This window comes from Neisseria sp. GT4A_CT1, from assembly GCF_000227275.1.
Lineage (GTDB): Bacteria > Pseudomonadota > Gammaproteobacteria > Burkholderiales > Neisseriaceae > Neisseria.
In genome coordinates, this window is sequence record NZ_JH164966.1 from 278,973 (window position 1) to 303,273 (window position 24,301).

Here is a 24,301-nt window from a genome sequence, read left to right on the forward strand (position 1 = left end):
AAGGCGTGCTGTACCGTACGGCGGGGTATAGGGAATTGCTTGCGGAGCATTCCATGGTTCAAAGCATGTCGCGAAAGGCGAACTGTTGGGACAATGCGCCGATGGAAAGCTTCTTTGCGGTGTTGAAGACGGAGTGTTTCTATAATGCAGGTGAATTGACGGTAGATGAATTGATGAAGCAGATAGATGACTATATGGATTACTACAACCGGGAGCGTTGCAGTTTGAAATTGAAAAAGCTGAGTCCTGTCGCATACAGAACCCAGCTTGCACAGAGCGCCTGAATAGGCTTTTATGAGTGTCCAAGATTTGGGGGCCAGTTCACTTTTCAGACGACCCTTTTGTTTGGATAACAGTTGTCAGCCCGAAGACAGATAGATAATATAAACCGAATATTTTTCAACTCGCCCGCGCCCCGTAAACCAATATTCCCGGACTTGGTGCTTGTAAAATTTGAGTCAAAAGGCAATCAACAATGAAAAAGACTTGGAACCAAATACTTGAATCAGCACAACCCGTGGTTGATTTTTTGTCATCAGACAGTTTCTTTTCCCGTCCTTATGACGGCGATCGTGAAAGATTTATCGTTACTGCCTCTCCGGAGGAAGCCAGATATCTGTTAGGTCGTGAATAGGACGAGTGGGAGGAGATTATAGATACTCAGCAATTCTCGGGTTTGGAGGATTTCGATTGGCACTACTTGATTGGTGCTAAATTAATTAATACCAATTGCCTGGGAGCCCTAGATAAGGATTTTCATGGTGCAGATAAAAAGCTCACGATAGAGGGGGTAGTAAACCTACTGGAAGAAACAATGCCTGACAATATGAGGATTTTATTGAATTGTTATGCCAATAACTATATACCGGAGATTTGGAAAGATATCTTATATGTTTACCAACATAACGGTCTCCCTTGCGGCTGGAAAGGAGATTATCCGGAAGGGAAAATGATCGTTTTTTCCAACGAATAAAGGATGAGAAAACCGTAATCCGTTTGAAATCTTAATTCATGTGTATGGGTTGGTTTGAAAAGGTCGTCTGAAAAACTTGAAACCTGTTTCAGACGACCTCAAAGTCAACATCCCGTTCCACTTCCAAGGTAAGTATTACGACGAAGAAAGCGGGTTACACTACATCCGTTTCCGGTATTACGACCCTGAAATCGAGCGGTTCGTGAGTCAGAATCCTATTGTGTTTGCCGAAGGAGTTAAAACATGGAGTTCTTTTTAGATAAAGATAATTATTGTTGTGTAAAAAATACTGCTAATCCTGATGAACAAGTTATCGGAGACTTTTTTGAAGGAGATATTCAAGGTATTGATTACAATGTCAATTTATTTATTGATGTCATTAATCAAATTAAAAATGATGAAATAGAAAACTGGCAGGGAGCAGGCAATGCCCACACAATTTCCATAACAAAAGATAAGATAAATATTTTTAACGAATTTACTGAAATGGATGTAACTATTTATGACTTTGAATACTTTTTGTCCCTTTTATATCAATGGAAAAAATTGATTGAAAGTAGGACCATAAATCAAACTTGATTTTTTGATCATTATTCACAAAGTTAGTTTGAGTCTGTTCTCTCCAACAGAATTATTTGTACCCCAGCACCAAATGTTGAAGCATGGTAAAACTGCTAAATAATTAAAACGGGATTATTGATATGAATATAACAGGAATGGAATACTTTGTTATTTCAAATAAAAAACCTGATATTGTTTTGAATGGTTTTAATCAAGCAATAGTTGAGCTATGGCCAAATTGCATTATTTATGAGAATGACAAACTATTTGATGGCAGTTTTTTTATGGGTATGTTAAAGATCATGAAATGGAGAATTTCTCAGAAGAGAATGCCTATAAACTCGATCAACATGGAGAAGGCCAAATATCATTGGCATGCCAGTACTATCGATCATTAAGAATGAATACAATGGCAGATTATGCATATTATGATGGATATGAAGACCTATATGATGACTGTCCTAAAGACAGTATCTTGAGAAAAAATATTTTTATACTTCATGAAGTGTATTACTACACTCTTATATTACCGGCTACACATGAACATCCTTTTAGCAGAAAAATAATTAATATTTTAGAGGATATTCTTTTAAAGAAATCTGAAATATAATTCAATTAATCAACAATATAGAGATGATTTTTAAAAATTTTGAAGAGTTTGAATCAATTTTAGATAAATTATTTGATAATGAGCAATATGAAGTAGCCGATGGAATCATGGAAAATCAAATAGATAATATTTGCAAACTATCTTCCTTGGAAGAAATTGATCAGTATCTATGGTTTTATGCTTCTGTTGCCGGAGATTGCGAATCTTTCGGTAGATTTCAGAAATTATGCAGACAATTAGTGTCTTTAAACAAGATAAAATCGAGTGATTTAGCCAAATATGAAGAAAAATGTCCTGCTGATAGATGGTTTTAGTTAAGGATAGATTGACTCAAAACCCAACATTTAAAAAGGTCGTCTGAAAAGTTTAAAATCCGTTTCAGACGACCTCTTAAAACAAACCCTGCTTACAAAGGAAATAACCGCATGAACCCCATCCGCCCCTTCTTAGACCATACTCCGCAAGTCCATGAGTCCTGTCTTATCGATGAAACTTCGGTCATCATCGGCGAAGTATCGCTTGCCGAAGACGTATCCGTTTGGCCGTATGCCGTTTTGCGCGGCGACGTGAACAGCATCAGCATCGGCGCGCGCAGCAATGTGCAGGACGGCAGCGTCTTGCACGTTTCGCACAAAAACGCGGAAAAGCCTGAAGGCTCGCCCCTTGTCATCGGCGAAGACGTTACCGTCGGACACAAAGTCATGCTGCACGGCTGCCGTATCGGCGACCGCGTTTTAATCGGTATGGGAACAATTATTCTGGACGATACCGTCGTCGAAAGCGACGTGATGATAGGCGCAGGCAGCTTGGTGCCGCCGCGCAAACGTTTGGAAAGCGGCTATCTTTATGTCGGCTCGCCCGTCAAACAAGTCCGCCCGCTGACGGACAAGGAAAAAGAGTTTTTGAAATATTCGTCCGCGCATTATGTGCGGCTGGCAGGACAACACAAGCAATCAAAATAAGCCCTCTGCGACGCCTTATCGCTATAATTGATGGGGCTTTGCTGCCTGCTCCTGATTTTCAGACGACCCGTCCCGATAACGACCATGAACCCCGAAACCCTGCAAGATTTCCTACATGCCCACATCCCTGCGACCGCCCTGCTCGACCTGAGCGTCTTGGAAACCACAGCGGATCAGACCGTACTTTTCGCACCCCACGCCCCCAACCGCAATCATAAAAATACCGCCTTCGGCGGCAGTATCGCGTTGGCGGCAACCGTCGGCGGCTGGGCAACTGTCTATCTCCATTGCCCCGAATCGGATGGCAATATCGTCATTCAAGAAGGCACTACCCGCTACCTGCGCCCTGCCCGAGGCGATCTGACCATCATCACACGCAGTCCGCCGGCTGAAGAGTGGCAAAAACTCAAAACAATGTTCGAGCGCCATAAAAAAGGAAAAATCACCCTGCAAACCGAAATCTATTCGGAAAACGAATTGGCTGCCGTCTTTGACGGACGGTTTGTCGTATTGGGATAAGGTATCGGCTGTTTCATAGACAAAGGTCGTCTGAAATTTTCAGACGACCTTTGTCTATGAAGCGGATATCTATTCACACCCACAGCCAAGCCCAAACGCTGCGCCCTTCACCTTGCAGCAACACCAGCGTTCGGCAGGCGGAGGCTGTGTTCATACATTCCAACCCGATGCCGTGTTCGGCAAGTTCGGCGGAGATTTTGGGATGGAGGAACTGCTGCTTCTCTCCTGTGCCGATGATGATGACTTCGGGCAAGCCGTCCGACTCGGAGGTCGTCTGAAACAGGTCGGCGGCAGTCAGTTCGGACGGCGTTTGCACGTTCATTGCTTCGATTTTGCCGTTGCGCCAGATGATGGGCGCGGTGTAGGTTTTGCCGCCCGCTTCGATTGCGCCCGCCCGATAAGCGGTCAGGCTCAGGGTTTCATCGGTTTTGTTTTCTTCTATCAGCATTTTTCTTCCGTTTCCTTCTCGGCTTCATCCATCTATTGCAAACAGGCTTGCCGCCCTTTCGCCGCGTTCCGTAAAAAAGGTGCAAAATCAGGCAATTTCAGGTAGGATGGGCGACTTTAGCCTGCGTCTTCCGCCCTTGCAAAATCAGCATTATATCAATCTGCGGCGGCGGTGCGTTTCGGGCTTTCTGAATTTCTGTTTTTACTTTTTGATTTAAGAGAATCGGCTCACAAGGAGGCACAATGAAGCCAGTAAACATCGGTCTTTTAGGTTTAGGTACGGTCGGCGGCGGTACGGCTGCCGTGTTGCAGGACAATGCGGCGGAAATCAGCCGCCGTTTGGGACGCGAAGTGCGCATCAGTGCCGTATGCGACTTGAGCGAAGAAAAAGCCCACCAAACCTGCCCGTCCGCAGCCTTCGTCAAAGACCCGTTCGAACTGGTCGCGCGTGAAGACGTCGATGTCGTCGTCGAATTGTTCGGCGGTACCGGCATCGCCAAAGATGCAGTATTAAAAGCCATTGAAAACGGCAAACACATCGTTACCGCCAACAAAAAACTGCTCGCCGAATACGGCAACGAAATCTTCCCGCTGGCGGAAGAAAAAAACGTCATGGTGCAATTTGAAGCGGCAGTAGCGGGCGGCATCCCGATTATCAAAGCCCTGCGCGAAGGCCTCGCCGCCAACCGCATCCGCAGCATCGCCGGCATCATCAACGGCACCAGCAACTTCATCCTCTCCGAAATGCGCGAAAAAGGCAGCGCGTTTGCCGACGTATTGAAAGAAGCGCAAGCGTTGGGCTACGCCGAAGCCGATCCGACCTTCGACATCGAAGGCAACGACGCGGGCCACAAAATTACCATCATGAGCGCGCTGGCATTCGGCACGCCGATGAACTTCCCCGCCTGCTACCTCGAAGGCATCAGCAAACTCGACAGCCGCGACATCAAATACGCCGAAGAACTCGGCTACCGCATTAAACTTTTGGGCATCACCCGCAAAACCGACAAAGGTATCGAATTGCGCGTCCATCCGACCCTGATTCCCGAAAGCCGTCTCTTGGCAAACGTCAACGGCGTGATGAATGCCGTGCGCGTCAATGCCGATATGGTTGGCGAAACCTTATACTACGGCGCGGGCGCAGGCGCATTGCCGACTGCTTCCGCCGTCGTCGCCGACATCATCGACATCGCACGCCTGATTGAAGCCAACACCGACCACCGCGTACCGCATCTGGCGTTCCAACCCGCCCAAGTCCAAGCGCAAACCATCCTGCCTATGGACGAAATCACCAGCAGCTACTACCTGCGCGTCCAAGCCAAAGACGAACCGGGTACGCTGGGGCAAATCGCCGCGCTTTTGGCAAAAGAAAACGTGTCCATCGAAGCCTTAATCCAAAAAGGCGTCATCGACCAAACCACCGCCGAAATCGTGATTCTGACCCACAGCACGGTCGAGAAAAACATCAAGCGCGCCATTGCCGCCATCGAAGCATTAAGCTGCGTGGAGAAACCGATCACCATGATCCGCATGGAAAGCCTGCATGACTGAGCCGAAAAACGAAATGTCCGCCGAAGAGCAAGCCGCGGCGCGTAAAAAAGCGAAAGCCAAAATCCGCACCATCCGCATTTGGGCGTGGGTCATTTTGGCACTGCTCGCCGCGACCGCCCTGCTCTCCCAATGCGCCATGTCCAAACCGCAGGCAAAGCATAACATCTTTGAGTCTTGCGTGAAAAACATCCCCTTTGCCGAAAAATGGCAAAACGATTTGAAAGAAAGGGGCTTGGATTCAAACAACAGCAAACTCGCCACCGATTACTGCACCTGTATGTGGGACAAGCCTTTGGACAAACTCTCCGAAGATCAAATCCGTTCATTGGGCAAACTCAGCCCGCAAGAGCAGCTCGACCTGCTTGGCGGCGCGCAAGCGTTTGAAGATCGCGACAAGCAGTGTGTGGCAGGTTTGAAGGCAGAATAATCCGTTTTTGACATGGCAAAAAGGTCGTCTGAAAAAACTCCGTTTGTTTTTTTCAGACGACCTTTTTATTGATAAGGGATTCACTGCACATCAGGATGGAACAACAAACTATGCTCGGGCGATCGGTTTCTTCCCTTCCAACCATACCTTCAGTTTTTCCTCATCCAAAAACCAGTGGCAGATTTCTTCGTCCCCATCCAATAACACGGGGACAAGCTCGTTATATTGTTCTTCTAAAACAGGGTCTTCATCGACATCGAAGATTTCCAACTCAAAACCGAATGCCTCTTGATACGGCTTGAGCTGTTCACGCATTTTGTGACAGAGACTGCAATATTCTCGAAACATCAGGATCAGCTTCATAGCGGATGCTTTGCGGTGTGGTAAACGAAAAACGGATTGTAAGATAAAGGCTGCCGTCAATGCAAAGGTCGTCTGAAACCTTAGATTTCGGTTTCAGACGACCTTTGATAATGCTTTAGACAAGATTAGGATTGCACATTGATACCGGCGGTAACTGTCGTTTGCGCACTGTTGGCATTCAGGAAGGAAGCCGCCAACTCGCCGCAGCAGCCGCAGCAGGTCGCAACGCCCAATTGAGCCTGTAAATCGCTCATGGTACTCGCGCCTGCAGCGATGGTTTCTTTGATGTCGTGGTCGGTAATGGCGTTGCAAATGCAAACAAACATGATGTGCTCCGTGTTTTCTTTCGCTCAGTATTGATAGTGTGTTTTATTCTTAAACGTAAATATAAATAAAAACAGTTTGCATTGCAAGACCGGTTCGAACGGTTTTATTTGGTAATTTTCTATTGATTTCCTTGTTTCGATTGATTCAATAGATTGGAACCACATTCTAAAAACAACAAAGCCGCGCACGTCATAACATTTCACAACAAATAAAAAAATACAGGCTGCGCAACGGCAAGCCTGTATTTTTTATCTTTTCATTTTGCAATACCGCTATTTCCCCTTCACATCAATCACCCACACTTCCGACTGCGAACCCAAGCGCAGCGGAATCCCCCAGAAACCGTAGCCGGACGTGACAAAAAAATGTCTTCCGCCGATTTCCTCGTAGCCGTAGGCAAGGCGGTAAAGCGTGCGCACAATCAGGTTTGCCGGCGCGATTTGACCGTTGTGGACATGACCGGAAACTTGAACGTCAATAGGCAGCTTGGCGTGCGCCTCGACTTCGGTCGGGCGGTGATCCATCAGCAAAACGGGCTGGTCGGTATTGTGGTTTTCCAGCAACTGAGAAACAGACGGACGGTCGTGGTCCACATCGTCGTTGCGGACGACGAGCAGGAAAGCATCGTGTTGCAACACTTGGTTGCCGAGTACGGTAATGCCCGCCGCCTCAAGATCATGGCGGATGCGCGCGCTGTCGCCAAACATATCGTGATTGCCCAAAGTCGCGTAAACGCCCAACGGCGCTTTCAGACGACCCAGATGCGGCTGCATATTCTCTTTGCGGTAGGCATCGACGTTGTCGTCCATCAAATCGCCCGGCAATAGGATTAAATCGACTTTTTCGCGGTTCATGATGTCCACCAGCTTATCCAGTTGCCGCGCGCCGAACAAAATTCCCAAGTGCAGGTCGCTTGCCATGCCGATACGCAGCGGCTTATCCATTTTCTTATCGATCACGACGGTCTGATGACGGACAACGGGCGTATAGGCGTTGTACATCCCCAAGCCGACCAAACCTAATACGAACAGCGGCGCAAACAAGCGCAGGCTGCGCGACAGCGACCGACTGGCCACGAATTTGCGCAGCAGCAGGAACAGGACAAACGTCGCCAGTGCCGCATACATCACAAACAGCAGCAACACCATCCAAAACGCCATGATGCGGAACATAAAATGTCCCAATTCCAACAAAAGCCCCGCCAGCAGGCCGTTGGTCACGAAATACGACACCCCCATCAGCCAACGCCTGCCTGCCTTGCCGACCACCGGCGCGAACAGCCATTGCAACGAACGCCCCAGTCCGAACGTGAAAAGCTGGAGCAATACAATCATTATCAAAAACATCGTGCCAAACATAAAGCGAACCTGTTGAAAATCAAAAAACAAACGGCGGATTCTATCATATCCGCCCTTTCAGACGAGGTCGTCTGAAAACCTTAAGTGCTATAATACCGCCTGAAAAATCCAATAAACCGAAAAGGAAAGACAATGAACCGCCCGCAAACCGCCATCATCCCCGATCACGCCCAAGCCGGCATATTCATCGAAGCCGACATCCGCGACGGCCGCTACGACGACATCAAAACCGCCTGCCGAAGCTCGCTTGAAGCCTTGGCAACCCTCAAAACCCGCTTTCCCGAAGATATTTTAGGCATGACCATCGCCTTCGGCAGCGACGCATGGAAAGCGTTCGGACACTCAGAAGAAGGCAGCGAAATCAAGCCCTTCCCCGTCATGGGCAACGGTCTTGCCCCTGCGACCCAGCACGATATTTACATCCATATCCAAGCCTACCGCCAAAACGCCGCCTTCGCACTCGCCCAATCCGTCCTGGCCGCGTTCGGCGACAGCATCAGCGTTGCTACCGAAGAACACGGTTTACGCCTGTATGAAGAGCGCGGACTGGACGGCTTCGTCGATGGTACCGAAAACCCGCAAGGCGATGAAAACGTCCGCAATGTCGCCATTACTCCCCGAAGGCCGACCCGATGCCGGCGGCAGCTACGTCCTACTGCAAAAATACCTGCACGACCTGAAAAAATGGGATGCCGTCCCCGTTGCTGAACAAGAAGCCAGCGTCAGCCGCAGCAAAGAAGCCAACGAAGAATTCAGCAAAGACGTTCGCCTGCCCGATTCGCATTTGGGCCGCGTCAACCTAAAAGAAAACGGCGTGGGTCTGAAAATCGTCCGCCGCAGCCTGCCCTTCGGCAAAATCAGCGGCGAACACGGCCTGATGTTTACCGCCTACTGCCACACCCTGCACAACATCGAAGTACAGCTTTTACATATGTTCGGCGATGCCGACGGCAAAACCGACCTGCTGCTCAAGCATCTTTCCACCGCCGTTTCCGGCGCATATTACTACGCCCCTTCGGTCGAGCGTTTGCAGGATTTGTAAAACCGCGTTGCCGATGTGAAATATTGAAGCCCTAAGACGAAAGGTCGTCTGAAAACTTGAGATTCAGGTTTTCAGACGACCTTTTTCATGACGTTTGTAGGAAATTCAATTATTATCCCCACCTGATTTCAAAGCTAATAATAAAAAGGGAAACAGTTTTGCTGAAATATTATGGATTGCCGTTTTGGGCAGTCGGCGTCATCGCTTCGTTCGCTTTGCCGTTTGTACCGCATTGGGGCGTGTGGCTGGCGGCGGCATTGGTTTTGCTGGCGGCTTCGCGGCGGTTTGCAGCGGCGGGAATGATGCTGTGTGTCCTGCTTGGCGCGGCTTACGGCGTGTTTCGGACGGAAGCGGCTTTGTCGGCGCAATGGCCGCTGAACGGGTCTTCGGAGTCGGTGTTGACGGTTGAAGTCGCAGATATGCCGCGCGGCGACGGGCGGCGGGTGCAGTTTGCGGCGAAGGCGTGGACGGAGGACGGGCGGCAGTTTGATTTATTGCTGTCGGATTATCAGAAACGCAATTGGGCGGTGGGCAGCCGCTGGAAGGTGTCGGCACGGCTCAAGCCGGTTATCGGCGAAGTGAACCTGCGCGGGCTGAACCGCGAGGCTTGGGCGTTGGCAAACGGTTTGGATGGTGCGGGTACGCTGGGCAAAGGTAGGAGCTTGGTTCGCGAGGGCGGCGGTGTCGGCTTGGCGGTGTGGCGCGATGCGGTCAGCCGCCGTTGGCAGGCTGTCGGGGCGGACAGCCCGGATTTTTCGGACGGTATCGGTCTGATGCGGGCTTTGAGCATAGGCGAACAATCGGCGTTGAGGCCCGAACTGTGGCAGGCGTTCCGACCTTTGGGCTTGACGCACTTGGTCAGCATTTCGGGGCTGCACGTTACGATGGTGGCGGTGTTGGCGGGTTGGCTGGTCAAACTGATTTTCAGACGACTGTCTTGGATACCGGCAAAACCGCGCGTGTGGATTTTGGCGGGCGGCGCGGCAGGGGCTTTGTTTTATGCGCTGCTGGCGGGTTTTTCCGTGCCGACGCAGCGCAGTGTTTTGATGTTGGCGGCGTTTGCCTGGGCTTGGTGGCGCGGCAGCCTGTCTTCGGGCTGGACGGCGTGGTGGCAGGCTTTGGCGGTGGTGTTGCTGCTCGATCCGTCGGCGGTTTTGGGCGTCGGCACTTGGCTGTCGTTCGGCTTGGTTGCCGCCTTAATTTGGGCTTCGGCAGGTCGTCTGAAAGAACGCGGCTGGCGTTTGGCTGTACGCGGACAATGGGCGGCGACGGTGTTGTCGGTGGTACTGCTGGGCTATATTTTTGCGTCGTTGCCCATCATCAGCCCTTTGGTCAATGCGGCGATGATTCCTTGGTTTTCTTGGGTGCTGACGCCGTTGGCGCTGCTGGGGTCGGTATTGCCGTTTGCGCCTTTGCAATGGGCGGCGGCAGGTTTGGCGGAATACACTTTGCGCGGCTTGGTTTGGCTGGCGGAGGTGTCGCCCGAATTTGCCGTAGCCGCCGCGCCTGTGCCGCTGTTGGTTTTGGCTTTTGCAGCGGCTTTGCTGTGGCTGTTGCCGCGCGGACTGGGTCTGCGGCCTTGGGCGTGTTTGGTGTTGGCTGGATTTGTGTTTTACCGCCCCGACCGTTTGGACGACGGGTTGGCGCGAATTACCGTGATGGATGCGGGACAGGGTTTGTCGGTGTTGGTACAGACGCGCGACCGCAACCTGCTGTTTGACACGGGTACGGCGCAGGCGGCGCAAACAGGCATCGTGCCAAGCCTGAACGCCATGGGCGTACGCCGTTTGGACACGCTGATTCTGTCGCATCACGACAGCGACCACGACGGCGGTTTGGACGCCGTTTCCGATATTGAAATCGGCGAAACGCTGGCGGGACAGCCTGAGTTTTATCCGAACGCAAAATTTTGCGCCGAAGCGCAATGGCAATGGGACGGCGTGGATTTCGAGTTATTGAGGTCGTCTGAAAACCCGGTCGGCGAAGACAATGACCGAAGCTGCGTCCTGCGCGTCGTTTCCGACGGACAGGCATTGCTGGTTACGGGCGATTTGGGCGTCAAAGGCGAAGCGGGGCTGGTAGAACGCTACGGCAGCTCGCTGTACAGCCAGGTTTTGATATTGGGACACCACGGCAGCAATACGGCTTCATCCGGCGGTTTCCTCAACACGGTCTCCCCCAAATACGCCGTCGCTTCCAGCGGCTACGCCAACGCCTACAAACACCCCACTCCCGCCGTCCAAAACCGCGTCCGCGCACACGGCGCGACTTTGTTGCGGACGGATTTGTCGGGTGCATTGGTATTTGAGCTGGGCGGCGATGAAGTCTTTAAAGGTCGTCTGAAAAAGGATAAGTTTTATTGGCAGAAAAAGCCGTTTGAGTAAACGTATTTGCCGAATGATAGAAACAGGTTTTCAGACGACCCCAAAGCCTCTATGCCGTAAAAATATAGTTATCCTTGCTTTATGTGAATCCAGTTGTGGATATATCGGATTAACAGTTGATACTAAAAGAAAAAATAAGACTGCCCAAAAAACAGGCAGGGGCGAAATAGAGATTTCAGATGACCTTCATCACGCGTTTGTGCATTATCCGTCTTCATTTACCGTCGCCCAAATGGCGGCGGTAAAACCGGTCGATATCCGCTATCGCCTTTTCATCATTCGGCCTCAAATCGATTTTTAAATCGGCAAGCCGTATCAGCATCAAGTCTTCTTGTTCCGCCACCGCGCAGCTGACTTCCCCGCTGCTGCGCAGATGCGCGATGAGTTCGTCCAACTGCCGCAGGGCGTTTTCGTAGGCGGCATTTTGTTTGTCTTCTGCCATATGGATTCCGTTTCTTATAGACAATAAAAAATGGCGGGGAATCAATCCCGCCATTATTCTACGGCATAAGCCGCACGTTTAATTAAGCAGCCTGAATGTTAGCAGCTTGTTTGCCTTTAGGGCCGGTGGTTACGTCGAAAGACACGCGTTGGCCTTCTTTCAGGGTTTTGAAACCTTCCATGTTAATCGCTGAGAAGTGAGCGAACAGATCTTCGCCGCCTTCGTCAGGAGTGATGAAACCAAAACCTTTAGCGTCGTTAAACCATTTTACGATACCGGTTGCCATTAGAAACTTCCTATACTTAAAAATTAACAAAATCAGCAAAATAAGGCATACAGCAAACTTAAACGTTCAGCGTTTCTCCCTAGCTTTATATACTTGGTCGAGTGCCGGCTTCTGCTTAACCGTCTTTTTACATTTGTTAAGCCAAAACGTCAAGCCATACAAGGGAAAAAGTGCGAAAATGGCGGAAACCGACCAAAATACAACAGAAATCGAAATAAACCTTATAATCACTATATTTATAGATTCATTTGGTATCAAACCTTCCACAAGGTCGTCTGAAAACAAACCCTCTTCCACAAAGCCAAAAAATTATGAACAACCCAAACACACATCACGAATCCGATACACTTTTAAGCGACCAAAAAACCGCCCCGCCGAAACGTTACGGCGTGTTTTTGCTGAACGACGATTACACCACGATGGAATTTGTCGTCGAAATCCTGACCGAAATCTTCATGCTCGGACAGGAGCAGGCGGTGGCGGTGATGCTGTTGGTTCATCACGAAGGCAAAGGCTTGTGCGGCACTTACACACGGGACATCGCCCAAACCAAGCAACAGCAGGTCATGCAGCGGGCAAAAGCCGAAGGGCATCCGCTGCAATGTATTGTCGAGGAGATTTAATATGCTTTCACCCGAATTGGAACAGATTTTGCAGCAGCTTTACCGCGAGGCGCGTAAGGCTCATTATGAATTCATCAGCCTCGAGCATCTGCTTTTGGTGTTAATCGAAGAAGACGCCTCCGTCCCCAACGTCCTCAAGCTCTGCGGCGCGGATTTGAAAGTGTTGTCCGAACAGCTCGCCGCCAGCGTTGCCGAAAATACCCCGCAGATTCCCGACCACCTTTTGGACACAGTCGAAACCCAGCCCACGCTCGGCTTCCAGCGCGTCATCCAGCGGGCGATGGTGCATACCCAATCCGCAGGCAAAGGCTTGGTCGAGCCTTTGGACGTTTTGGTGGCGCTGATGAGCGAAACCGACAGCCATGCCGTCTATTTCCTCAAACTGCAATCGGTTACGCGTTTTGAAGTTTTGCGCTGCATTGCCCACGGCGCAACCGAAGACGACGAACACAAAGGCTTTTCAGACGACCCCGACAATGATTCAGACGACCCCGTCGAATCGAAAAGTGGCTCACTGTCGGACTACACTGTAAACCTCAACGCCGAAGTCAAAGCCGGCCGCATCGACCCCTTAATCGGCAGAAAACACGAAATGGAACGGCTGGTGCAAATTCTGTGCCGCCGCCGCAAAAACAATCCGCTTTTAGTCGGCGAAGCAGGTGTGGGCAAAACCGCGCTGGCGGAAGGCTTGGCGCATCAAATCGTCAACGGAGACATTCCCGACGCGCTCAAAGATGCCGAAGTGTACGCGCTGGATATGGGCTCACTTTTGGCGGGTACGAAATACCGCGGCGACTTTGAAGCGCGGGTCAAATCCGTCTTGAAACAGCTCGAAAAAATCCCGCACGCCATTTTGTTTATCGACGAAATCCACACCATCATCGGCGCGGGCAGCACCAGCGGCGGCACGATGGATGCGTCCAACCTGCTCAAACCCGCGCTGGCGAAAGGCTCGCTGCGCTGCATCGGCGCGACCACCTACGACGAATACCGCACCATTTTCGACAAAGACCACGCCTTAAGCCGCCGCTTCCAAAAAATCGACGTGGTCGAACCCACCGTCGCCGAAACCGTGCAAATCCTGCGCGGCTTGAAACCGATGTTCGAAGGCTTCCACCAAGTACGCTACACGCAAGGCGCACTCGAAGCCGCCGCCGAACTCTCCGCCCGCTACATCAACGAGCGTTTCCTGCCCGACAAAGCCATCGACGTGATGGACGAAGCAGGCGCGGCGCAACGGATTCTGCCCAAATCCAAACAGAAAAAAGTCATCGGCAAAGCGCAAATCGAAACCGTCATCGCCAAAGTCGCGCGGATTCCCGAAAAAACCGTGTCGCACGACGACAAACAAGTGCTGCAATTCCTCGGCCGCGATCTGAAAAACATGGTTTACGGTCAGGAAAACGCCATCGACGCGCTGGTTGCCGCCGTCAAAATGTCGCGCTCCGGCCTCGCCCTGCCCGACAAACCCATAGGCAGCTTCCTCTTCTCCGGCCCAACCGGCGTCGGCAAAACCGAAGTCGCCAAACAGCTTGCCTACTCGATGGGCGTACCGCTGCAACGCTTCGACATGTCCGAATACATGGAGCCTCACGCCGTATCGCGCCTTATCGGTGCGCCGCCGGGCTACGTCGGCTTCGACCAGGGCGGCCTTTTGACCGAAGCCGCCAACAAACACCCGCACTGCGTATTGCTCTTGGACGAAATCGAAAAAGCCCATCCCGACATTTTCAACGTCCTCCTGCAAGTCATGGACGCAGGCAAACTGACCGACAACAACGGCAAGAGCGCCGATTTCCGCAACGTCATTCTGATCATGACCACCAATGCAGGCGCGGAAAGCCTCAGCCGCCCCAGCCTCGGTTTTACCGCCAAACGCGAACGCGGCGACGAAATGCAGGCAATCAACAAACTCTTCACGCCCGAGTTCCGCAACCGCTTGGACGCGATTATCCCGTTTGCGCCCCTGTCCGAACCCGTCATCGCCAAAGTCGTGGACAAATTCCTGCTCCAGCTCGAACACCAGCTCCTCGACAAAAAAGTCGAAGCCGAATTCACGCCGGCATTGCGCAAATATCTGGCGGAAAAAGGTTTCGACCCGCAAATGGGCGCGCGCCCGATGCACCGTCTGATTCAGGAAAAAATCCGCAAACCGCTCGCCGACGAACTCCTGTTCGGCAAACTCGCCGACGGCGGCTTCGTGCGGATAGACTGGGATGCGGCGAAAGAAGAAGCCGTGTTGAAATTCAAGAAAAACAAAGCCAAACCTGAAGCAGCAGCGGTTTGACGGATAAAGGCAAAAGGTCGTCTGAAAACGAGATTTCTGTTTTCAGACGACCTTTTTCAATGGAATCGTTTAATTTCGCGAATGATGTTCGTCAACGATGTTTTTCAGGCGGATGTTGGCGACGTGGGTGTAGATTTGGGTGGTGTTGATGTTGGCGTGTCCGAGCATGAGTTGTACAGCGCGCAAATCGACGCCGTGATTGACGAGGTGGGTGGCGAAGGCGTGGCGCAGGCCGTGCGGGCTGAGCGAGGTGATGCCGGCGGTTTCGGCGTAGTTTTTGACAATCATCCACGCGAGTTGGCGGGAGATGCCGCTGCGTTTTTGGCTGACGAAGACTTCGTCGCAGATTTTGTTTTTGAGCAGTAGCGGGCGCGATTCGGCGCAATAGCGTTCAACCCAGTAAACGGCTTCTTCGCCCATAGGCACGATACGCAGTTTGTCGCCTTTGCCTATGGTGCGGATGCAGCCGCGGTTGAGGTCGAGGTCACCCAGTTGGAGCTTGACGGCTTCGGTTACGCGCAGACCTGTGGCGTACATGACTTCGAGCAGGGCTTTGTCGCGCAGGCCGTGCGGCGTGTCGGTATCGGGCGCGGCGAGCAGGTTTTCGATTTGCGCTTCGGTAATCAGGGTGGGCAGCTTTTGCGTCTGTTTCGGGGCTTTGAGGAAACGGGTCGGGTTGTCCGTCCGCTGCTCGGTCTCTTCCAACCAGGCGTATAGGCGTTTGCAGGCGGACAGGGCGCGCGCCTGCGAGCTGTGCTTTTCGTCCGCCGCATAGACGGCATCCGCCAAATCGGCGGCTTCGGCATCCAACCAAGTATGCCCGCCCGCTTCCAAACGCGCGGCGATTTTTTCCAAATCACGGCGGTAGCCTTGCAAGGTGTTATGGCTGAGACGGTCTTGCAGCCACAGCGATTCGAGCAGTTTGTCTATGAGTTCGTCGGTCATGAGGTTTTACGGGTAGTCCGAAGATGGGGTATCGCAAACATACTTAACTTTAAATCCGGCAGTCATCAAATTCCGTTATTCCGGCGCAGGCGGGAATAACGACAACCGTTAAGTTGCGTATCAAAAATAAAGTATAGTGGATTAAATTTAAATCAGGACAAAGCGACGAAGCCGCAGACAGTACAGATAGTACGGAACCGATTCACTTGGTGCTTCAGCACCTTAGAGAATCGTTCTCTTTGAGCTAAGGCGAGGCAACGCCGTACTGGTTTAAAGTTAATCCACTATAAATCAGGACAGGCAACCCTGCCCTGATTGACGACCTTTTGCTGCATTACGGTTTATCGGGACAGCGTTTCCAACACTTCCTGCGCGTGTCCGGCGACTTTGACTTTGCGCCATTCGTGGATGATTTCGCCGTTTGCGTCCAATACGAATGTGCTGCGTTCAATACCCAAAGACTCTTTGCCGTACAGTTTTTTCAGCTTGATCACGTCAAACATTTTGCACACGGTTTCGTCTTTGTCGCTCAACAATTCAAAATTGAAACCTTGTTTAGCACAGAAATTCTGATGCGATTTCACGCCGTCGCGCGAGATGCCGACGACGGTATAGCCGAGTTCTTTGAATTGCGGCAAACGGGCGTTGAAATCCAAGCCTTCGGTGGTGCAGCCGGGCGTGCTGTCTTTGGGGTAGAAATAAACAATCAGCGGCAGATGTTCGGCAGAATCGAAGTCGTTGCCGCTGCTTGAGGGCAAAGTGAATCGGTATTGGGTCATGATGTCTCCTTTCAGACGACCTAAGACGGAAACGTAGTAGCGGGCAAGGAAATAAAATGAATCCCCAACATAGCCGCTTCGGCGTTTCACCACAATCTTGCAAACTGCGTCAGCGTTCGCTCAAATTCAGATAATTGCGCGTTCCCTGCAAATCGTTCAGCGCATTGAGCAACAGTTGGAAATGTTCGTCATTGCCTTGCAAGTCCAACTCGTCAGCATTGACGGTCAGCAACGGGGAATTTTGATAAAGGTGGAAAAACTGGCTGTATCCCTCGTGTATCCGCCCCAAATAGCCTTCGGGGAAAAGATTGATGATGCCGTCGCCGCGTTTTTGCAGGCGTTTGCGGTTGCCGTCCACGGCGGTTTGCAGGTAAATCACCAAATCGGGCGCGGGATACTGCGGCAGGATTTTTTGTTTCAAATCGGCGAAGAGCTGCTGCTCGTCTTCATTCAACACGACCGGCGTGAAAATCCGGTCTTTTTCCAACAGGAAATCGGCGACCACCATGCCGCCTTGTGCGTATTCGTTTTTGATGATGTCCACGCTTTCGGCTCGGCGCATCAGGAAAAAAAGCTCGGTTGCCAAGCCGTGATGGGAGGCGTTGGCGTAAAACTTCATGAGGAAGGGGTTGTGTTCGGGGTTTTCCGCCAGCGACAGCGCGCTGAAATGTTCTGCAAGGCGGCGGCTCAAGGCGTTTTTCCCGCTGCCGATGGAGCCTTCGACGACAATATAACGGTAGTTCATGGTTTGATGGATGATTTTGTTTTGATATTTTGGAAAGGTGGCATTTTATCAGACCGACGGAGTTTGCCCAAACCTGCCGCCGTCCTTCTTGAAAGGTCGTCTGAAAAAGGAAACTTCCAAGCCATTTCCCTTTTCAGACGACCTCTTAAACCTAGTTGCTTCAAATATAAACTTTGACACGCGATTGAAGCAAACAGATGTTTTTATTTCACCGTCTTGCTTCAAACGGCTTCTAACAGGCGTATTCCTTCATCGCCCAAAGCGGCCGCCAAATCCGCCGCCCGTCCGTGTCCGCCCAAAACAAAATCGGGCAGGATTTCTGCCAGCGGCTTCATCACAAAACTGCGTTCGTGCGCGCGCGGATGCGGCAGGGTCAGATGCGGATCGTTGCTGGAAATGCCGTCAAAATCGATGATGTCCAGATCCAATGTGCGCGGGGCGTTTCGGAACGTGCGTTCCCGCCCGAAATCCGATTCGATGCGGTTCAACACGGCAAGCAGCGAAACGCCGTCTAATGAAGTGCGGACGGAACAAACGGCATTGACGAAATCAGGCTGCTCGTCGTAGCCGACTGGCGCGGTCACATACAGCGAGGAAGTTTTTTCGATTTGAATCTGCGAATGCGCCTCCAGCGTGGATAAAGCGGCGCGGACTTGGCGGTCGGGTTCGGCAAGGTTGCTGCCCAAGGCGATGACGGCAAAATGGGTTTGCGGCATGTTCAGACGACCTCTTTAAAACGGCAGCGTTTTGGTTTTGGCAAGATAGACGATGCAGCCGACGCAGGCCATTGCCAAAACATAAACGGTATAAAACTTCGGCGAACGCGGACGGGCGCGCATCATGACCATGCCCAGCCCGATGTAAACCAGCAGCAGCAGGATTTTGCTGCCAAGCCAGGGCGCGTTGAAGGGCGAAAAGTGGGTAATCTTCATCAGCCACAAGCCGGTAAAGAGCAGCATGGTGTCGTTGAGATGGGGAAGGGCTTTCCAGAATCCCGCCAAAGGTTTGTCGGGATGCCGCCAAAGCAGGAAGAAGCGGATATTGAACACCAAAATGGTGATGGTAACGAAAATCTGATGGCTGTATTTTACAAACAGATATTGCATAGCGGTCGCACGTTATTGTTTTTGAAAGAAGCGCCTATTCTACCCCAAACATTCATTCTTGACGTAACTTTTCAAACGCCAACAAATACGGCGGGCGGTTGCGGCGGTTGATAAAGCCATAACGCAAAACGGCAAATTCATCCTGCGGCAGCTGCCGCGCCCAATCTTCGATTGCCTGCGCTTCATGCTGCCCCGCCTCATGTCCTGGGTATAAGACGGCAACCGCCAGCCCGCCCGTTTTCAGCAATGACAAGGCAGATGCCAACGCGCGGATACTGGTTGCTGCTTTTGTCGTACAGCTTTTATCGCCGCCGGGCAACCAGCCGAAATTGAATACCGCCGCATCCAGCGGTTCCCGGATATGGGAGGCAAGGTTTTCATGTCCGTCCAATATCAGTTCCACCCTATCCGCCATGCCGGCTTCTTCCAAGCGCATTCGGGTGTTTGCCAATGCCTGCTCTTGAACGTCAAACGCCCACACTTTCCCGCCGCTGCCGATCGAACGCGCCAGCATCAGCGTATCGTTGCCGTTTCCCGCCGTACCGTCCAAAGCGCGGGCATCGGGTTTTAAGGCTTGTTTGAGAAGCGAGTGTGCAAAAGGGAGGATGTTTTCGAGCCGCATAAGATGAAACCGTACAGAGGTCGTCTGAAAATAAAAATACCTTACCGGCCAAGCGGTAAGGTATCAGAATCGATTAATGCGTTACATACATTATTCGGCAGGTTGTTGCACGGTCTCAACTTGAACCGGAGCAGCCGCAGCGGCTTGGGGTTTGTTCTCGTGTTGCAGGCTCACGGCACGGGCAGGAACGATCGTTGAGATGGCGTGTTTATAAACCATTTGGGTAACGGAAGTATTACGCAGCAGAACGACGTATTGGTCAAACGACTCGACTTGGCCTTGCAGTTTGATACCGTTGACCAGATAAATCGAAACCGGAACGTGCTCTTTACGCAACGCATTCAAAAAAGGATCTTGTAACATTTGTCCTTTAGCTGTCATATTCTAAGCTCCATTATTATGATTTTGAAATCGTTTTGAAAACGAACATGTGTCGGATTGTAGACCCGAACGAGAAAAATTACCAACTATTTTTCCGTAAGAATATGCAAACCTCTATCAAACAACGGGCTTTCAAACGATTTTTTACCCGAACGTGTTATACAAATCATTTTAATACAAACGATTTTTACCATAGGGAACAGATTGGCAGATTTGGATTTTCAGACGACCTTGTTACTGAATAAAACCTTTCGGTTACAACATCTTATCAAACCATCTTCAAGATGGATTTACCTCCAACCGCCCTATTCGTCCCGACTGCAATCTAAAAGGGGCACACCTCGCGGCACGCCCCTTGTTCCGTCAGATTTATTTGCTGTACTGTTTTTTCACACTGACTTTGGTTTTCTTTTTAAAACGGTTTTTCTCTTCCTTGCGGCCTTCACGTTTCTCGATGCGGTTGCTCAGGCTGACGCGGCGCAGCGGTTTTTTCTTCGGTTTGTCTTCCGCATTTTCATACGGATTTTCCGAAACATTGTATTGAATCCGCAACGGCGTACCTTGCAGGTTGAAGGCTTTGCGGAACGTCTGGGTCAGGTAGCGCGTATAGCTGTCGGAAATCGCGTGCAGCGAATTGCCGTGCACCACAATCACGGGCGGGTTCATGCCGCCTTGGTGGGCATAACGCATTTTCGGGCGCACCAAACCTGCGCGCGGCGGCTGTTGGCGTTCGATGGCGCTTTGCAGGACGCGGGTGATTTTCGGCGTTGGCATCTTAATCATGGCGGCGTTGTAGGCTGCCTGAATGCTGTCGAACAATCCGTCGATACCGCGTTCTTTCAATGCGGAAATGAAGTGGAACTTGGCAAAATCGAGGAAATATAGTTTGCGGGAAATGTCGCGTTTAATCTGCTCGCGCCGCTCTTCGCTGATACCGTCCCATTTATTGACGGCAACCACCAGCGCACGCCCTGCTTCCAAGGCGAAACCGGCAATCGTGGCATCTTGGTCGGCGATGTCCTGCTGCGCGTCCAACACCAAAACGGCAACGTTTGCCGCTTCAACCGCCTGCATGGCTTTGATAACGGAGAACTTTTCCACCGCTTCATCAACTTTGCCGCGACGTCGAACGCCTGCGGTATCGATGATGGTAAACGGTTTGCCTTCGCGTTCAAAATCAATGTGGATGCTGTCGCGCGTCGTGCCTGCCATATCGAAGGCAATCACGCGCTCTTCGCCGAGAATGGCGTTAACCAGCGTGGATTTGCCGACATTCGGACGACCGATAACGGCAAAAACGGGATGTTTTACATCAGCTTCTTCGGCTTCAGGCTCAGGGAAGTTTTCTAAAATTTCTTCAATCAGGTAATACACGCCGTCGCCGTGCGCACCGGAAATAACGTGCGGCTCGCCCAATGCCAACTCGTAAAACTCGGCGGCAAGCACGGCTCTGTTGCCGCCCTCGCCTTTGTTTACCGCCAGATAAACGGGGCGCGGGCTTTGGCGCAGGCGGTCGGCAATGATTTTGTCTTGCGGGGTCAGACCGGTGCGGCCGTCCACCAAGAACACGACGGCGTCGGCTTCATCGACAGCCTGCAAGGTCTGCTTCGCCATTTCGTGCAAAATCCCGCTGTCCACAACCGGCTCAAAACCGCCGGTATCGATGACGAGATAAGGTTTGCTGCCGATTTTGCCGTGTCCGTAATGGCGGTCGCGGGTCAGGCCGGGCAGGTCGTGCACAAGCGCGTCTTTGGTGCGCGTCAGGCGGTTGAACAAGGTGGATTTGCCGACATTCGGGCGGCCGACAAGGGCGATGGTGGGTTTCATGATAGGGTCTTTCTGTGTCAAGTGTCGGTTCGGAAGCGAACCTGCAACACGAGCAGGTGTTTTTCAAAACACGGTAGGTTAAAAAGGATAAGGGGTCGTCTGAAAATAGATTCAACAGAACAATGGCTTGAGCTGGAATTTCCGTCCCATACAGCCATCTTCGACTTGGGGAACTTGCCTGCGCTTATCAACTACAAATACGGTATGGCAAGTTTCATCCGGCCATAGTTAATGGATTTTACGCAATGAAAAAGATCAACTTAACATCACTATGCATTTTTCTCCCTGTGAATTTCGGGATTGGCTTATTGTTTGGCGTTTATCAAACAGACCGACCACTCAAAATCATAGTCTCATTAATTATCAGCACGCTCTTTTATATCGTACCTATGTATTTTCTACTCAAACGCAAAGCCAAATAATCTGCCTTTTCAGACGACCTGTTCGGCGAATCTTGTCCCTGCATGATACGTCTTCAAACAAAAGGTCGTCTGAAAATATAGTGGAACACAATTAAAACAGACAAGGCTTGCCGGAAAGATTCCGACAAGCCGCATACGTCTTTCAATTTTTCAGACGACCTTATTTTTGCGAATCCAGCTTCATTTGCAGCAATTCGCGTTCAATAGCTTCTTTAGGCAGCTTTTCCAAAGCCTGCTGATAGCTTTGCGCGGCTTCTTTGGTTTTGTTTTGCGCGGCATAAACATCGCCTTTCGCTTCCAAAAGCAGCGGCTCGAAATCGGCTTCAACTTTCGTATTCAAGGCTGCAATCGCGGCATCGTATTTTTTCTGCTGCAACAGGACGATACCCAAACGCTGCGCCGCCAATGCTTGAACCAGCGGGGCTTTTTGGTTTTTCAACACCCAGTTCAGATGACCTTCCGCCACATCGTAACGGCGGGCATCATATTCGGTCGCAGCCGCCATCAGCGTCGCTTGCGCGGCGGCAATGGAGTCCGGGTAATTTTGCTGGAGGTTGGTCAAATCGGCATTCACTTCGGCTTGCGAGGCTTTTGCCTGCATTTTATCGACGATTTTCGCCAATACTTCGGCAGCTTCCTGACTTTGCGAGGTTTTATGGCTCTTATACATGGTATAGCCCAAATAGCCCAACGCCGCCGCAATCAGCAGGGCAAACAGCCATCGGCCGGTACTTTTCCAAAAGTATTTAAAATTGTCTAATTCTTGTTGTTCTTCGAGATGGGCTGCCATTTATGCATTCTTCCATTGTTGTAAAGTGTGGATTAAATCGTCGGCGGCGACGGTTTGCTGGCCGTGTGCGCCGTTCATGTCTTTAAGCGTAACCATACCGTTCGCCAATTCGTCTTGCGCGACAATCAGAGCAAAGCGCGCGCCGCTGTTGTCGGCTTTTTTCATTTGCGCTTTCAGGCTTTGATAGCCGGAATGCTGCATCACGTTGAAACCTTGTACGCGTAAGGCTTGTGCGTATTTCATCACTTGCAAATCCGCATCCTCGCCCTGATGCATGGCGTACACGTCAGGCGCGGCATTGACTTCCAGCGAACCATATTCGCTAACCAGCAGCAGCAAACGCTCGATACCCATTGCAAAACCGATAGACGGCGCAGGCTTGCCGCCGAGTTCTTCAATCAAACCGTCGTAACGGCCGCCGCCGCACACCGTCGCCTGCGCGCCGAGTTTGTCGGTCGTCCATTCAAAAACGGTTTGGTTGTAATAATCCAAGCCGCGCACCAGTCGCGGATTTTCGATGTATTGAATGCCCAAGCCTTCCAGCATGGCTTTGAAACGGCTGTAATGATTGCGCGATTCCTCACCCAGATAATCGGTCAGATGCGGCGCGGCATTGCAGATTTCCTGCAAATCGGGATTTTTGGAATCCAAAACGCGCAACGGATTGGTTTTCAGACGACGTTTGCTGTCTTCGTCCAATTTGTCTTCATAACGGGTCAGATATTCGACCAAAGCCGCACGGTGCGCCGCACGTTCTTCGCGGTTGCCCAAGCTGTTGATTTCCAAAGTCAGGTAATCGCGGATACCCAGCTTGTCCCACAAATCCGCCGACATCGCGATGATTTCCGCGTCGATGTCCGGGCCTTCAAAACCCAACGCCTCGATACCGACCTGATGAAACTGGCGGTAGCGTCCTTTTTGCGGACGCTCGCGGCGGAACATCGGACCCATGTACCACAGCTTTTGCGGGCTGTTGTACAACAGATTGTGTTCGACCACCGCACGCAGGCAGGATGCCGTACCTTCCGGCCGCAGGCTCAGGCTCAAAGAATCGTTGGAATCGGAAAAAGTGTACATTTCCTTACCGACCACATCAGTTTCTTCGCCGATGGAACGGACAAACAAACCCGTCTGCTCGACAATCGGCGTACGGATTTGCTGATAACCATAAGCACGCGTCCAACGGCCGACCACATCTTCAAACGCCTGCCAAAACGCAGCGGTCAGCTTGAAATCTTTTTGTTCGACGGGCAAAAGGTCGTTCATGCCTTTGACGGATTGGATTTTTTGTGCCATTTCAAATAGGGATACCGTAATCAAAATAGTCGGCAATTATAGCTGATTTTTAAGGAGTTGTGAGGTTTCGGCGATGAAGGATTTGGGCTAAAAGGTCGTCTGAAAACCGGTGTGGCAATTTTTCAGACGACCCCATATATTCCAAGCAGCCGAAATGCGGCAAGGATGACATTGTAGCCTTTTTATTTTGTTTTAAGTGGATTCACTTTAAACCAGTACGACATTG

The 24,301-nt window shown here is 51.1% G+C and carries 29 protein-coding genes and 1 pseudogene; 14 read left to right on the forward strand and 16 right to left on the reverse strand.

Annotated features, from left to right (window positions below; translation table 11 throughout):
* The 8 genes from HMPREF1028_RS06050 to HMPREF1028_RS06085 form a co-directional block, all read left to right on the forward strand.
* A partial coding sequence (locus tag HMPREF1028_RS06050; protein ID WP_009311901.1) for an IS3 family transposase occupies positions 1–284 on the forward strand: 284 nt, incomplete at its 5' end.
* Between the two features lie 392 nt (positions 285–676).
* Positions 677–973: a hypothetical protein gene (locus HMPREF1028_RS15485; RefSeq protein ID WP_232203809.1), complete on the forward strand. Its 297-nt coding sequence runs from the start codon at positions 677–679 to the stop codon at positions 971–973.
* A 76-nt stretch (positions 974–1,049) separates the two neighbouring features.
* Positions 1,050–1,232, forward strand: a complete 183-nt coding sequence (locus HMPREF1028_RS13505) for an RHS repeat-associated core domain-containing protein (RefSeq protein ID WP_232203810.1) — start codon at positions 1,050–1,052, stop codon at positions 1,230–1,232.
* On the forward strand, positions 1,217–1,552 hold the full coding sequence (locus HMPREF1028_RS06060) for a hypothetical protein (RefSeq protein WP_009311903.1): 336 nt from the start codon (positions 1,217–1,219) through the stop codon (positions 1,550–1,552). The genes HMPREF1028_RS13505 and HMPREF1028_RS06060 overlap by 16 nt, the downstream gene beginning before the upstream one ends.
* Positions 1,553–1,841: 289 nt before the next feature.
* On the forward strand, positions 1,842–2,144 hold the full coding sequence (locus tag HMPREF1028_RS06070) for a hypothetical protein (protein WP_148132522.1): 303 nt from the start codon (positions 1,842–1,844) through the stop codon (positions 2,142–2,144).
* Positions 2,145–2,167: 23 nt separating this feature from the next.
* On the forward strand, positions 2,168–2,458 hold the full coding sequence (locus HMPREF1028_RS06075) for a hypothetical protein (RefSeq protein ID WP_036529282.1): 291 nt from the start codon (positions 2,168–2,170) through the stop codon (positions 2,456–2,458).
* A 111-nt stretch (positions 2,459–2,569) separates the two neighbouring features.
* On the forward strand, positions 2,570–3,106 hold the full coding sequence (locus tag HMPREF1028_RS06080; protein ID WP_003755292.1) for a gamma carbonic anhydrase family protein: 537 nt from the start codon (positions 2,570–2,572) through the stop codon (positions 3,104–3,106).
* Positions 3,107–3,190: 84 nt separating this feature from the next.
* Positions 3,191–3,625 carry a YiiD C-terminal domain-containing protein gene (locus HMPREF1028_RS06085; RefSeq protein WP_036529284.1) on the forward strand — a complete coding sequence of 145 codons (435 nt, stop codon included), beginning with the start codon at positions 3,191–3,193 and terminating at the stop codon, positions 3,623–3,625.
* Positions 3,626–3,698: 73 nt separating this feature from the next.
* On the opposite strand, the gene HMPREF1028_RS06090 is transcribed toward HMPREF1028_RS06085, so the two are convergent.
* Positions 3,699–4,073, reverse strand: a complete 375-nt coding sequence (locus tag HMPREF1028_RS06090) for an MTH938/NDUFAF3 family protein (RefSeq protein ID WP_009311911.1) — start codon at positions 4,071–4,073, stop codon at positions 3,699–3,701.
* Between the two features lie 242 nt (positions 4,074–4,315).
* On the opposite strand from HMPREF1028_RS06090, the gene HMPREF1028_RS06095 reads away from it, so the two are divergent.
* Entirely contained in the window at positions 4,316–5,623 is a 1,308-nt protein-coding gene (locus HMPREF1028_RS06095) for a homoserine dehydrogenase (protein WP_009311913.1), read from the forward strand.
* Positions 5,616–6,050: a hypothetical protein gene (locus tag HMPREF1028_RS06100; RefSeq protein WP_009311915.1), complete on the forward strand. Its 435-nt coding sequence runs from the start codon at positions 5,616–5,618 to the stop codon at positions 6,048–6,050. Before HMPREF1028_RS06095 ends, HMPREF1028_RS06100 begins: the two co-directional genes overlap by 8 nt.
* Before the next feature lie 108 nt (positions 6,051–6,158).
* Here HMPREF1028_RS06100 and HMPREF1028_RS06105 read toward each other — a convergent pair whose 3' ends face one another.
* The 3 genes from HMPREF1028_RS06105 to HMPREF1028_RS06115 all read right to left on the reverse strand — a co-directional run bounded on the left by HMPREF1028_RS06105 (position 6,159) and on the right by HMPREF1028_RS06115 (position 8,098).
* Positions 6,159–6,413 carry a glutaredoxin family protein gene (locus HMPREF1028_RS06105; RefSeq protein ID WP_009311917.1) on the reverse strand — a complete coding sequence of 85 codons (255 nt, stop codon included), beginning with the start codon at positions 6,411–6,413 and terminating at the stop codon, positions 6,159–6,161.
* A 125-nt stretch (positions 6,414–6,538) separates the two neighbouring features.
* Complete coding sequence (locus tag HMPREF1028_RS06110) at positions 6,539–6,739, reverse strand: (2Fe-2S)-binding protein (protein ID WP_003755307.1); 201 nt, start codon at positions 6,737–6,739, stop codon at positions 6,539–6,541.
* Positions 6,740–7,012: 273 nt separating this feature from the next.
* Complete coding sequence (locus HMPREF1028_RS06115; protein ID WP_009311920.1) at positions 7,013–8,098, reverse strand: metallophosphoesterase; 1,086 nt, start codon at positions 8,096–8,098, stop codon at positions 7,013–7,015.
* A gap of 132 nt (positions 8,099–8,230) precedes the next feature.
* On the opposite strand from HMPREF1028_RS06115, the pseudogene HMPREF1028_RS06120 reads away from it, so the two are divergent.
* Positions 8,231–9,140 (forward strand): annotated as a pseudogene (locus tag HMPREF1028_RS06120) (Dyp-type peroxidase).
* A 158-nt stretch (positions 9,141–9,298) separates the two neighbouring features.
* Positions 9,299–11,524, forward strand: a complete 2,226-nt coding sequence (locus tag HMPREF1028_RS06125; protein WP_009311926.1) for a DNA internalization-related competence protein ComEC/Rec2 — start codon at positions 9,299–9,301, stop codon at positions 11,522–11,524.
* 214 nt (positions 11,525–11,738) lie between these two features.
* Here HMPREF1028_RS06125 and HMPREF1028_RS06130 read toward each other — a convergent pair whose 3' ends face one another.
* Together HMPREF1028_RS06130 and HMPREF1028_RS06135 are read right to left on the reverse strand one after the other, a co-directional pair.
* The gene (locus tag HMPREF1028_RS06130) at positions 11,739–11,966 is read right to left on the reverse strand and encodes a hypothetical protein (RefSeq protein WP_003763006.1); all 228 of its coding nucleotides are present in this window, start codon (positions 11,964–11,966) and stop codon (positions 11,739–11,741) included.
* A gap of 82 nt (positions 11,967–12,048) precedes the next feature.
* Positions 12,049–12,252, reverse strand: a complete 204-nt coding sequence (locus HMPREF1028_RS06135; RefSeq protein ID WP_002217533.1) for a cold-shock protein — start codon at positions 12,250–12,252, stop codon at positions 12,049–12,051.
* 311 nt (positions 12,253–12,563) lie between these two features.
* Here HMPREF1028_RS06135 and clpS point away from each other — a divergent pair, with 311 nt between their 5' ends.
* A complete protein-coding gene (gene clpS, locus HMPREF1028_RS06140) occupies positions 12,564–12,875 on the forward strand; it encodes an ATP-dependent Clp protease adapter ClpS (protein WP_003755322.1) in 312 nt (103 codons plus the stop codon).
* A gap of 1 nt (position 12,876) precedes the next feature.
* The gene (clpA, locus tag HMPREF1028_RS06145; protein WP_009311929.1) at positions 12,877–15,162 is read left to right on the forward strand and encodes an ATP-dependent Clp protease ATP-binding subunit ClpA; all 2,286 of its coding nucleotides are present in this window, start codon (positions 12,877–12,879) and stop codon (positions 15,160–15,162) included.
* Between the two features lie 69 nt (positions 15,163–15,231).
* On the opposite strand, the gene xerD is transcribed toward clpA, so the two are convergent.
* From xerD to hisS, 10 genes are all read right to left on the reverse strand, one after another.
* Entirely contained in the window at positions 15,232–16,107 is an 876-nt protein-coding gene (gene xerD / locus HMPREF1028_RS06150; RefSeq protein WP_009311931.1) for a site-specific tyrosine recombinase XerD, read from the reverse strand.
* A gap of 341 nt (positions 16,108–16,448) precedes the next feature.
* Complete coding sequence (locus tag HMPREF1028_RS06155) at positions 16,449–16,886, reverse strand: peroxiredoxin (RefSeq protein ID WP_003742666.1); 438 nt, start codon at positions 16,884–16,886, stop codon at positions 16,449–16,451.
* A gap of 109 nt (positions 16,887–16,995) precedes the next feature.
* Positions 16,996–17,631 (reverse strand): deoxynucleoside kinase, encoded by a 636-nt coding sequence (locus tag HMPREF1028_RS06160; RefSeq protein ID WP_003742664.1) that lies wholly within the window; start codon positions 17,629–17,631, stop codon positions 16,996–16,998.
* 221 nt (positions 17,632–17,852) lie between these two features.
* Positions 17,853–18,347, reverse strand: a complete 495-nt coding sequence (folK, locus tag HMPREF1028_RS06165) for a 2-amino-4-hydroxy-6-hydroxymethyldihydropteridine diphosphokinase (protein ID WP_009311935.1) — start codon at positions 18,345–18,347, stop codon at positions 17,853–17,855.
* Positions 18,348–18,362: 15 nt separating this feature from the next.
* The gene (locus HMPREF1028_RS06170; protein ID WP_003742658.1) at positions 18,363–18,737 is read right to left on the reverse strand and encodes a SirB2 family protein; all 375 of its coding nucleotides are present in this window, start codon (positions 18,735–18,737) and stop codon (positions 18,363–18,365) included.
* Positions 18,738–18,789: 52 nt separating this feature from the next.
* Complete coding sequence (locus HMPREF1028_RS06175) at positions 18,790–19,359, reverse strand: class I SAM-dependent methyltransferase (protein ID WP_009311937.1); 570 nt, start codon at positions 19,357–19,359, stop codon at positions 18,790–18,792.
* Between the two features lie 90 nt (positions 19,360–19,449).
* Complete coding sequence (gene hfq / locus HMPREF1028_RS06180) at positions 19,450–19,740, reverse strand: RNA chaperone Hfq (protein WP_003755341.1); 291 nt, start codon at positions 19,738–19,740, stop codon at positions 19,450–19,452.
* Between the two features lie 369 nt (positions 19,741–20,109).
* Positions 20,110–21,567, reverse strand: a complete 1,458-nt coding sequence (gene der / locus HMPREF1028_RS06185; protein WP_009311940.1) for a ribosome biogenesis GTPase Der — start codon at positions 21,565–21,567, stop codon at positions 20,110–20,112.
* A gap of 582 nt (positions 21,568–22,149) precedes the next feature.
* Positions 22,150–22,779 carry a tetratricopeptide repeat protein gene (locus HMPREF1028_RS06190; RefSeq protein WP_009311944.1) on the reverse strand — a complete coding sequence of 210 codons (630 nt, stop codon included), beginning with the start codon at positions 22,777–22,779 and terminating at the stop codon, positions 22,150–22,152.
* A complete protein-coding gene (gene hisS, locus HMPREF1028_RS06195) occupies positions 22,780–24,075 on the reverse strand; it encodes a histidine--tRNA ligase (protein ID WP_009311946.1) in 1,296 nt (431 codons plus the stop codon).
* Positions 24,076–24,301: the final 226 nt, after the last annotated feature.

Bases quoted from the DNA above. Each gene is read 5' to 3' on its own strand.
- hfq (WP_003755341.1), bottom strand. From the start codon at position 19,740: ATGACAGCTAAAGGACAAATGTTACAAGATCCTTTTTTGAATGCGTTG.
- HMPREF1028_RS06075 (WP_036529282.1), top strand. From the start codon at position 2,168: ATGATTTTTAAAAATTTTGAAGAGTTTGAATCAATTTTAGATAAATTA.
- HMPREF1028_RS06160 (WP_003742664.1), bottom strand. From the start codon at position 17,631: ATGAACTACCGTTATATTGTCGTCGAAGGCTCCATCGGCAGCGGGAAA.
- clpS (WP_003755322.1), top strand. From the start codon at position 12,564: ATGAACAACCCAAACACACATCACGAATCCGATACACTTTTAAGCGAC.
- der (WP_009311940.1), bottom strand. From the start codon at position 21,567: ATGAAACCCACCATCGCCCTTGTCGGCCGCCCGAATGTCGGCAAATCC.
- HMPREF1028_RS06115 (WP_009311920.1), bottom strand. From the start codon at position 8,098: ATGTTTGGCACGATGTTTTTGATAATGATTGTATTGCTCCAGCTTTTC.
- HMPREF1028_RS06090 (WP_009311911.1), bottom strand. From the start codon at position 4,073: ATGCTGATAGAAGAAAACAAAACCGATGAAACCCTGAGCCTGACCGCT.
- HMPREF1028_RS06085 (WP_036529284.1), top strand. From the start codon at position 3,191: ATGAACCCCGAAACCCTGCAAGATTTCCTACATGCCCACATCCCTGCG.
- HMPREF1028_RS06170 (WP_003742658.1), bottom strand. From the start codon at position 18,737: ATGCAATATCTGTTTGTAAAATACAGCCATCAGATTTTCGTTACCATC.
- HMPREF1028_RS06110 (WP_003755307.1), bottom strand. From the start codon at position 6,739: ATGTTTGTTTGCATTTGCAACGCCATTACCGACCACGACATCAAAGAA.
- HMPREF1028_RS06095 (WP_009311913.1), top strand. From the start codon at position 4,316: ATGAAGCCAGTAAACATCGGTCTTTTAGGTTTAGGTACGGTCGGCGGC.
- HMPREF1028_RS06070 (WP_148132522.1), top strand. From the start codon at position 1,842: ATGGAGAATTTCTCAGAAGAGAATGCCTATAAACTCGATCAACATGGA.
- HMPREF1028_RS06080 (WP_003755292.1), top strand. From the start codon at position 2,570: ATGAACCCCATCCGCCCCTTCTTAGACCATACTCCGCAAGTCCATGAG.
- HMPREF1028_RS06155 (WP_003742666.1), bottom strand. From the start codon at position 16,886: ATGACCCAATACCGATTCACTTTGCCCTCAAGCAGCGGCAACGACTTC.
- clpA (WP_009311929.1), top strand. From the start codon at position 12,877: ATGCTTTCACCCGAATTGGAACAGATTTTGCAGCAGCTTTACCGCGAG.
- folK (WP_009311935.1), bottom strand. From the start codon at position 18,347: ATGCCGCAAACCCATTTTGCCGTCATCGCCTTGGGCAGCAACCTTGCC.
- hisS (WP_009311946.1), bottom strand. From the start codon at position 24,075: ATGGCACAAAAAATCCAATCCGTCAAAGGCATGAACGACCTTTTGCCC.
- HMPREF1028_RS06060 (WP_009311903.1), top strand. From the start codon at position 1,217: ATGGAGTTCTTTTTAGATAAAGATAATTATTGTTGTGTAAAAAATACT.
- xerD (WP_009311931.1), bottom strand. From the start codon at position 16,107: ATGACCGACGAACTCATAGACAAACTGCTCGAATCGCTGTGGCTGCAA.
- HMPREF1028_RS06130 (WP_003763006.1), bottom strand. From the start codon at position 11,966: ATGGCAGAAGACAAACAAAATGCCGCCTACGAAAACGCCCTGCGGCAG.
- HMPREF1028_RS06175 (WP_009311937.1), bottom strand. From the start codon at position 19,359: ATGCGGCTCGAAAACATCCTCCCTTTTGCACACTCGCTTCTCAAACAA.
- HMPREF1028_RS06105 (WP_009311917.1), bottom strand. From the start codon at position 6,413: ATGAAGCTGATCCTGATGTTTCGAGAATATTGCAGTCTCTGTCACAAA.
- HMPREF1028_RS06135 (WP_002217533.1), bottom strand. From the start codon at position 12,252: ATGGCAACCGGTATCGTAAAATGGTTTAACGACGCTAAAGGTTTTGGT.
- HMPREF1028_RS06100 (WP_009311915.1), top strand. From the start codon at position 5,616: ATGACTGAGCCGAAAAACGAAATGTCCGCCGAAGAGCAAGCCGCGGCG.
- HMPREF1028_RS06190 (WP_009311944.1), bottom strand. From the start codon at position 22,779: ATGGCAGCCCATCTCGAAGAACAACAAGAATTAGACAATTTTAAATAC.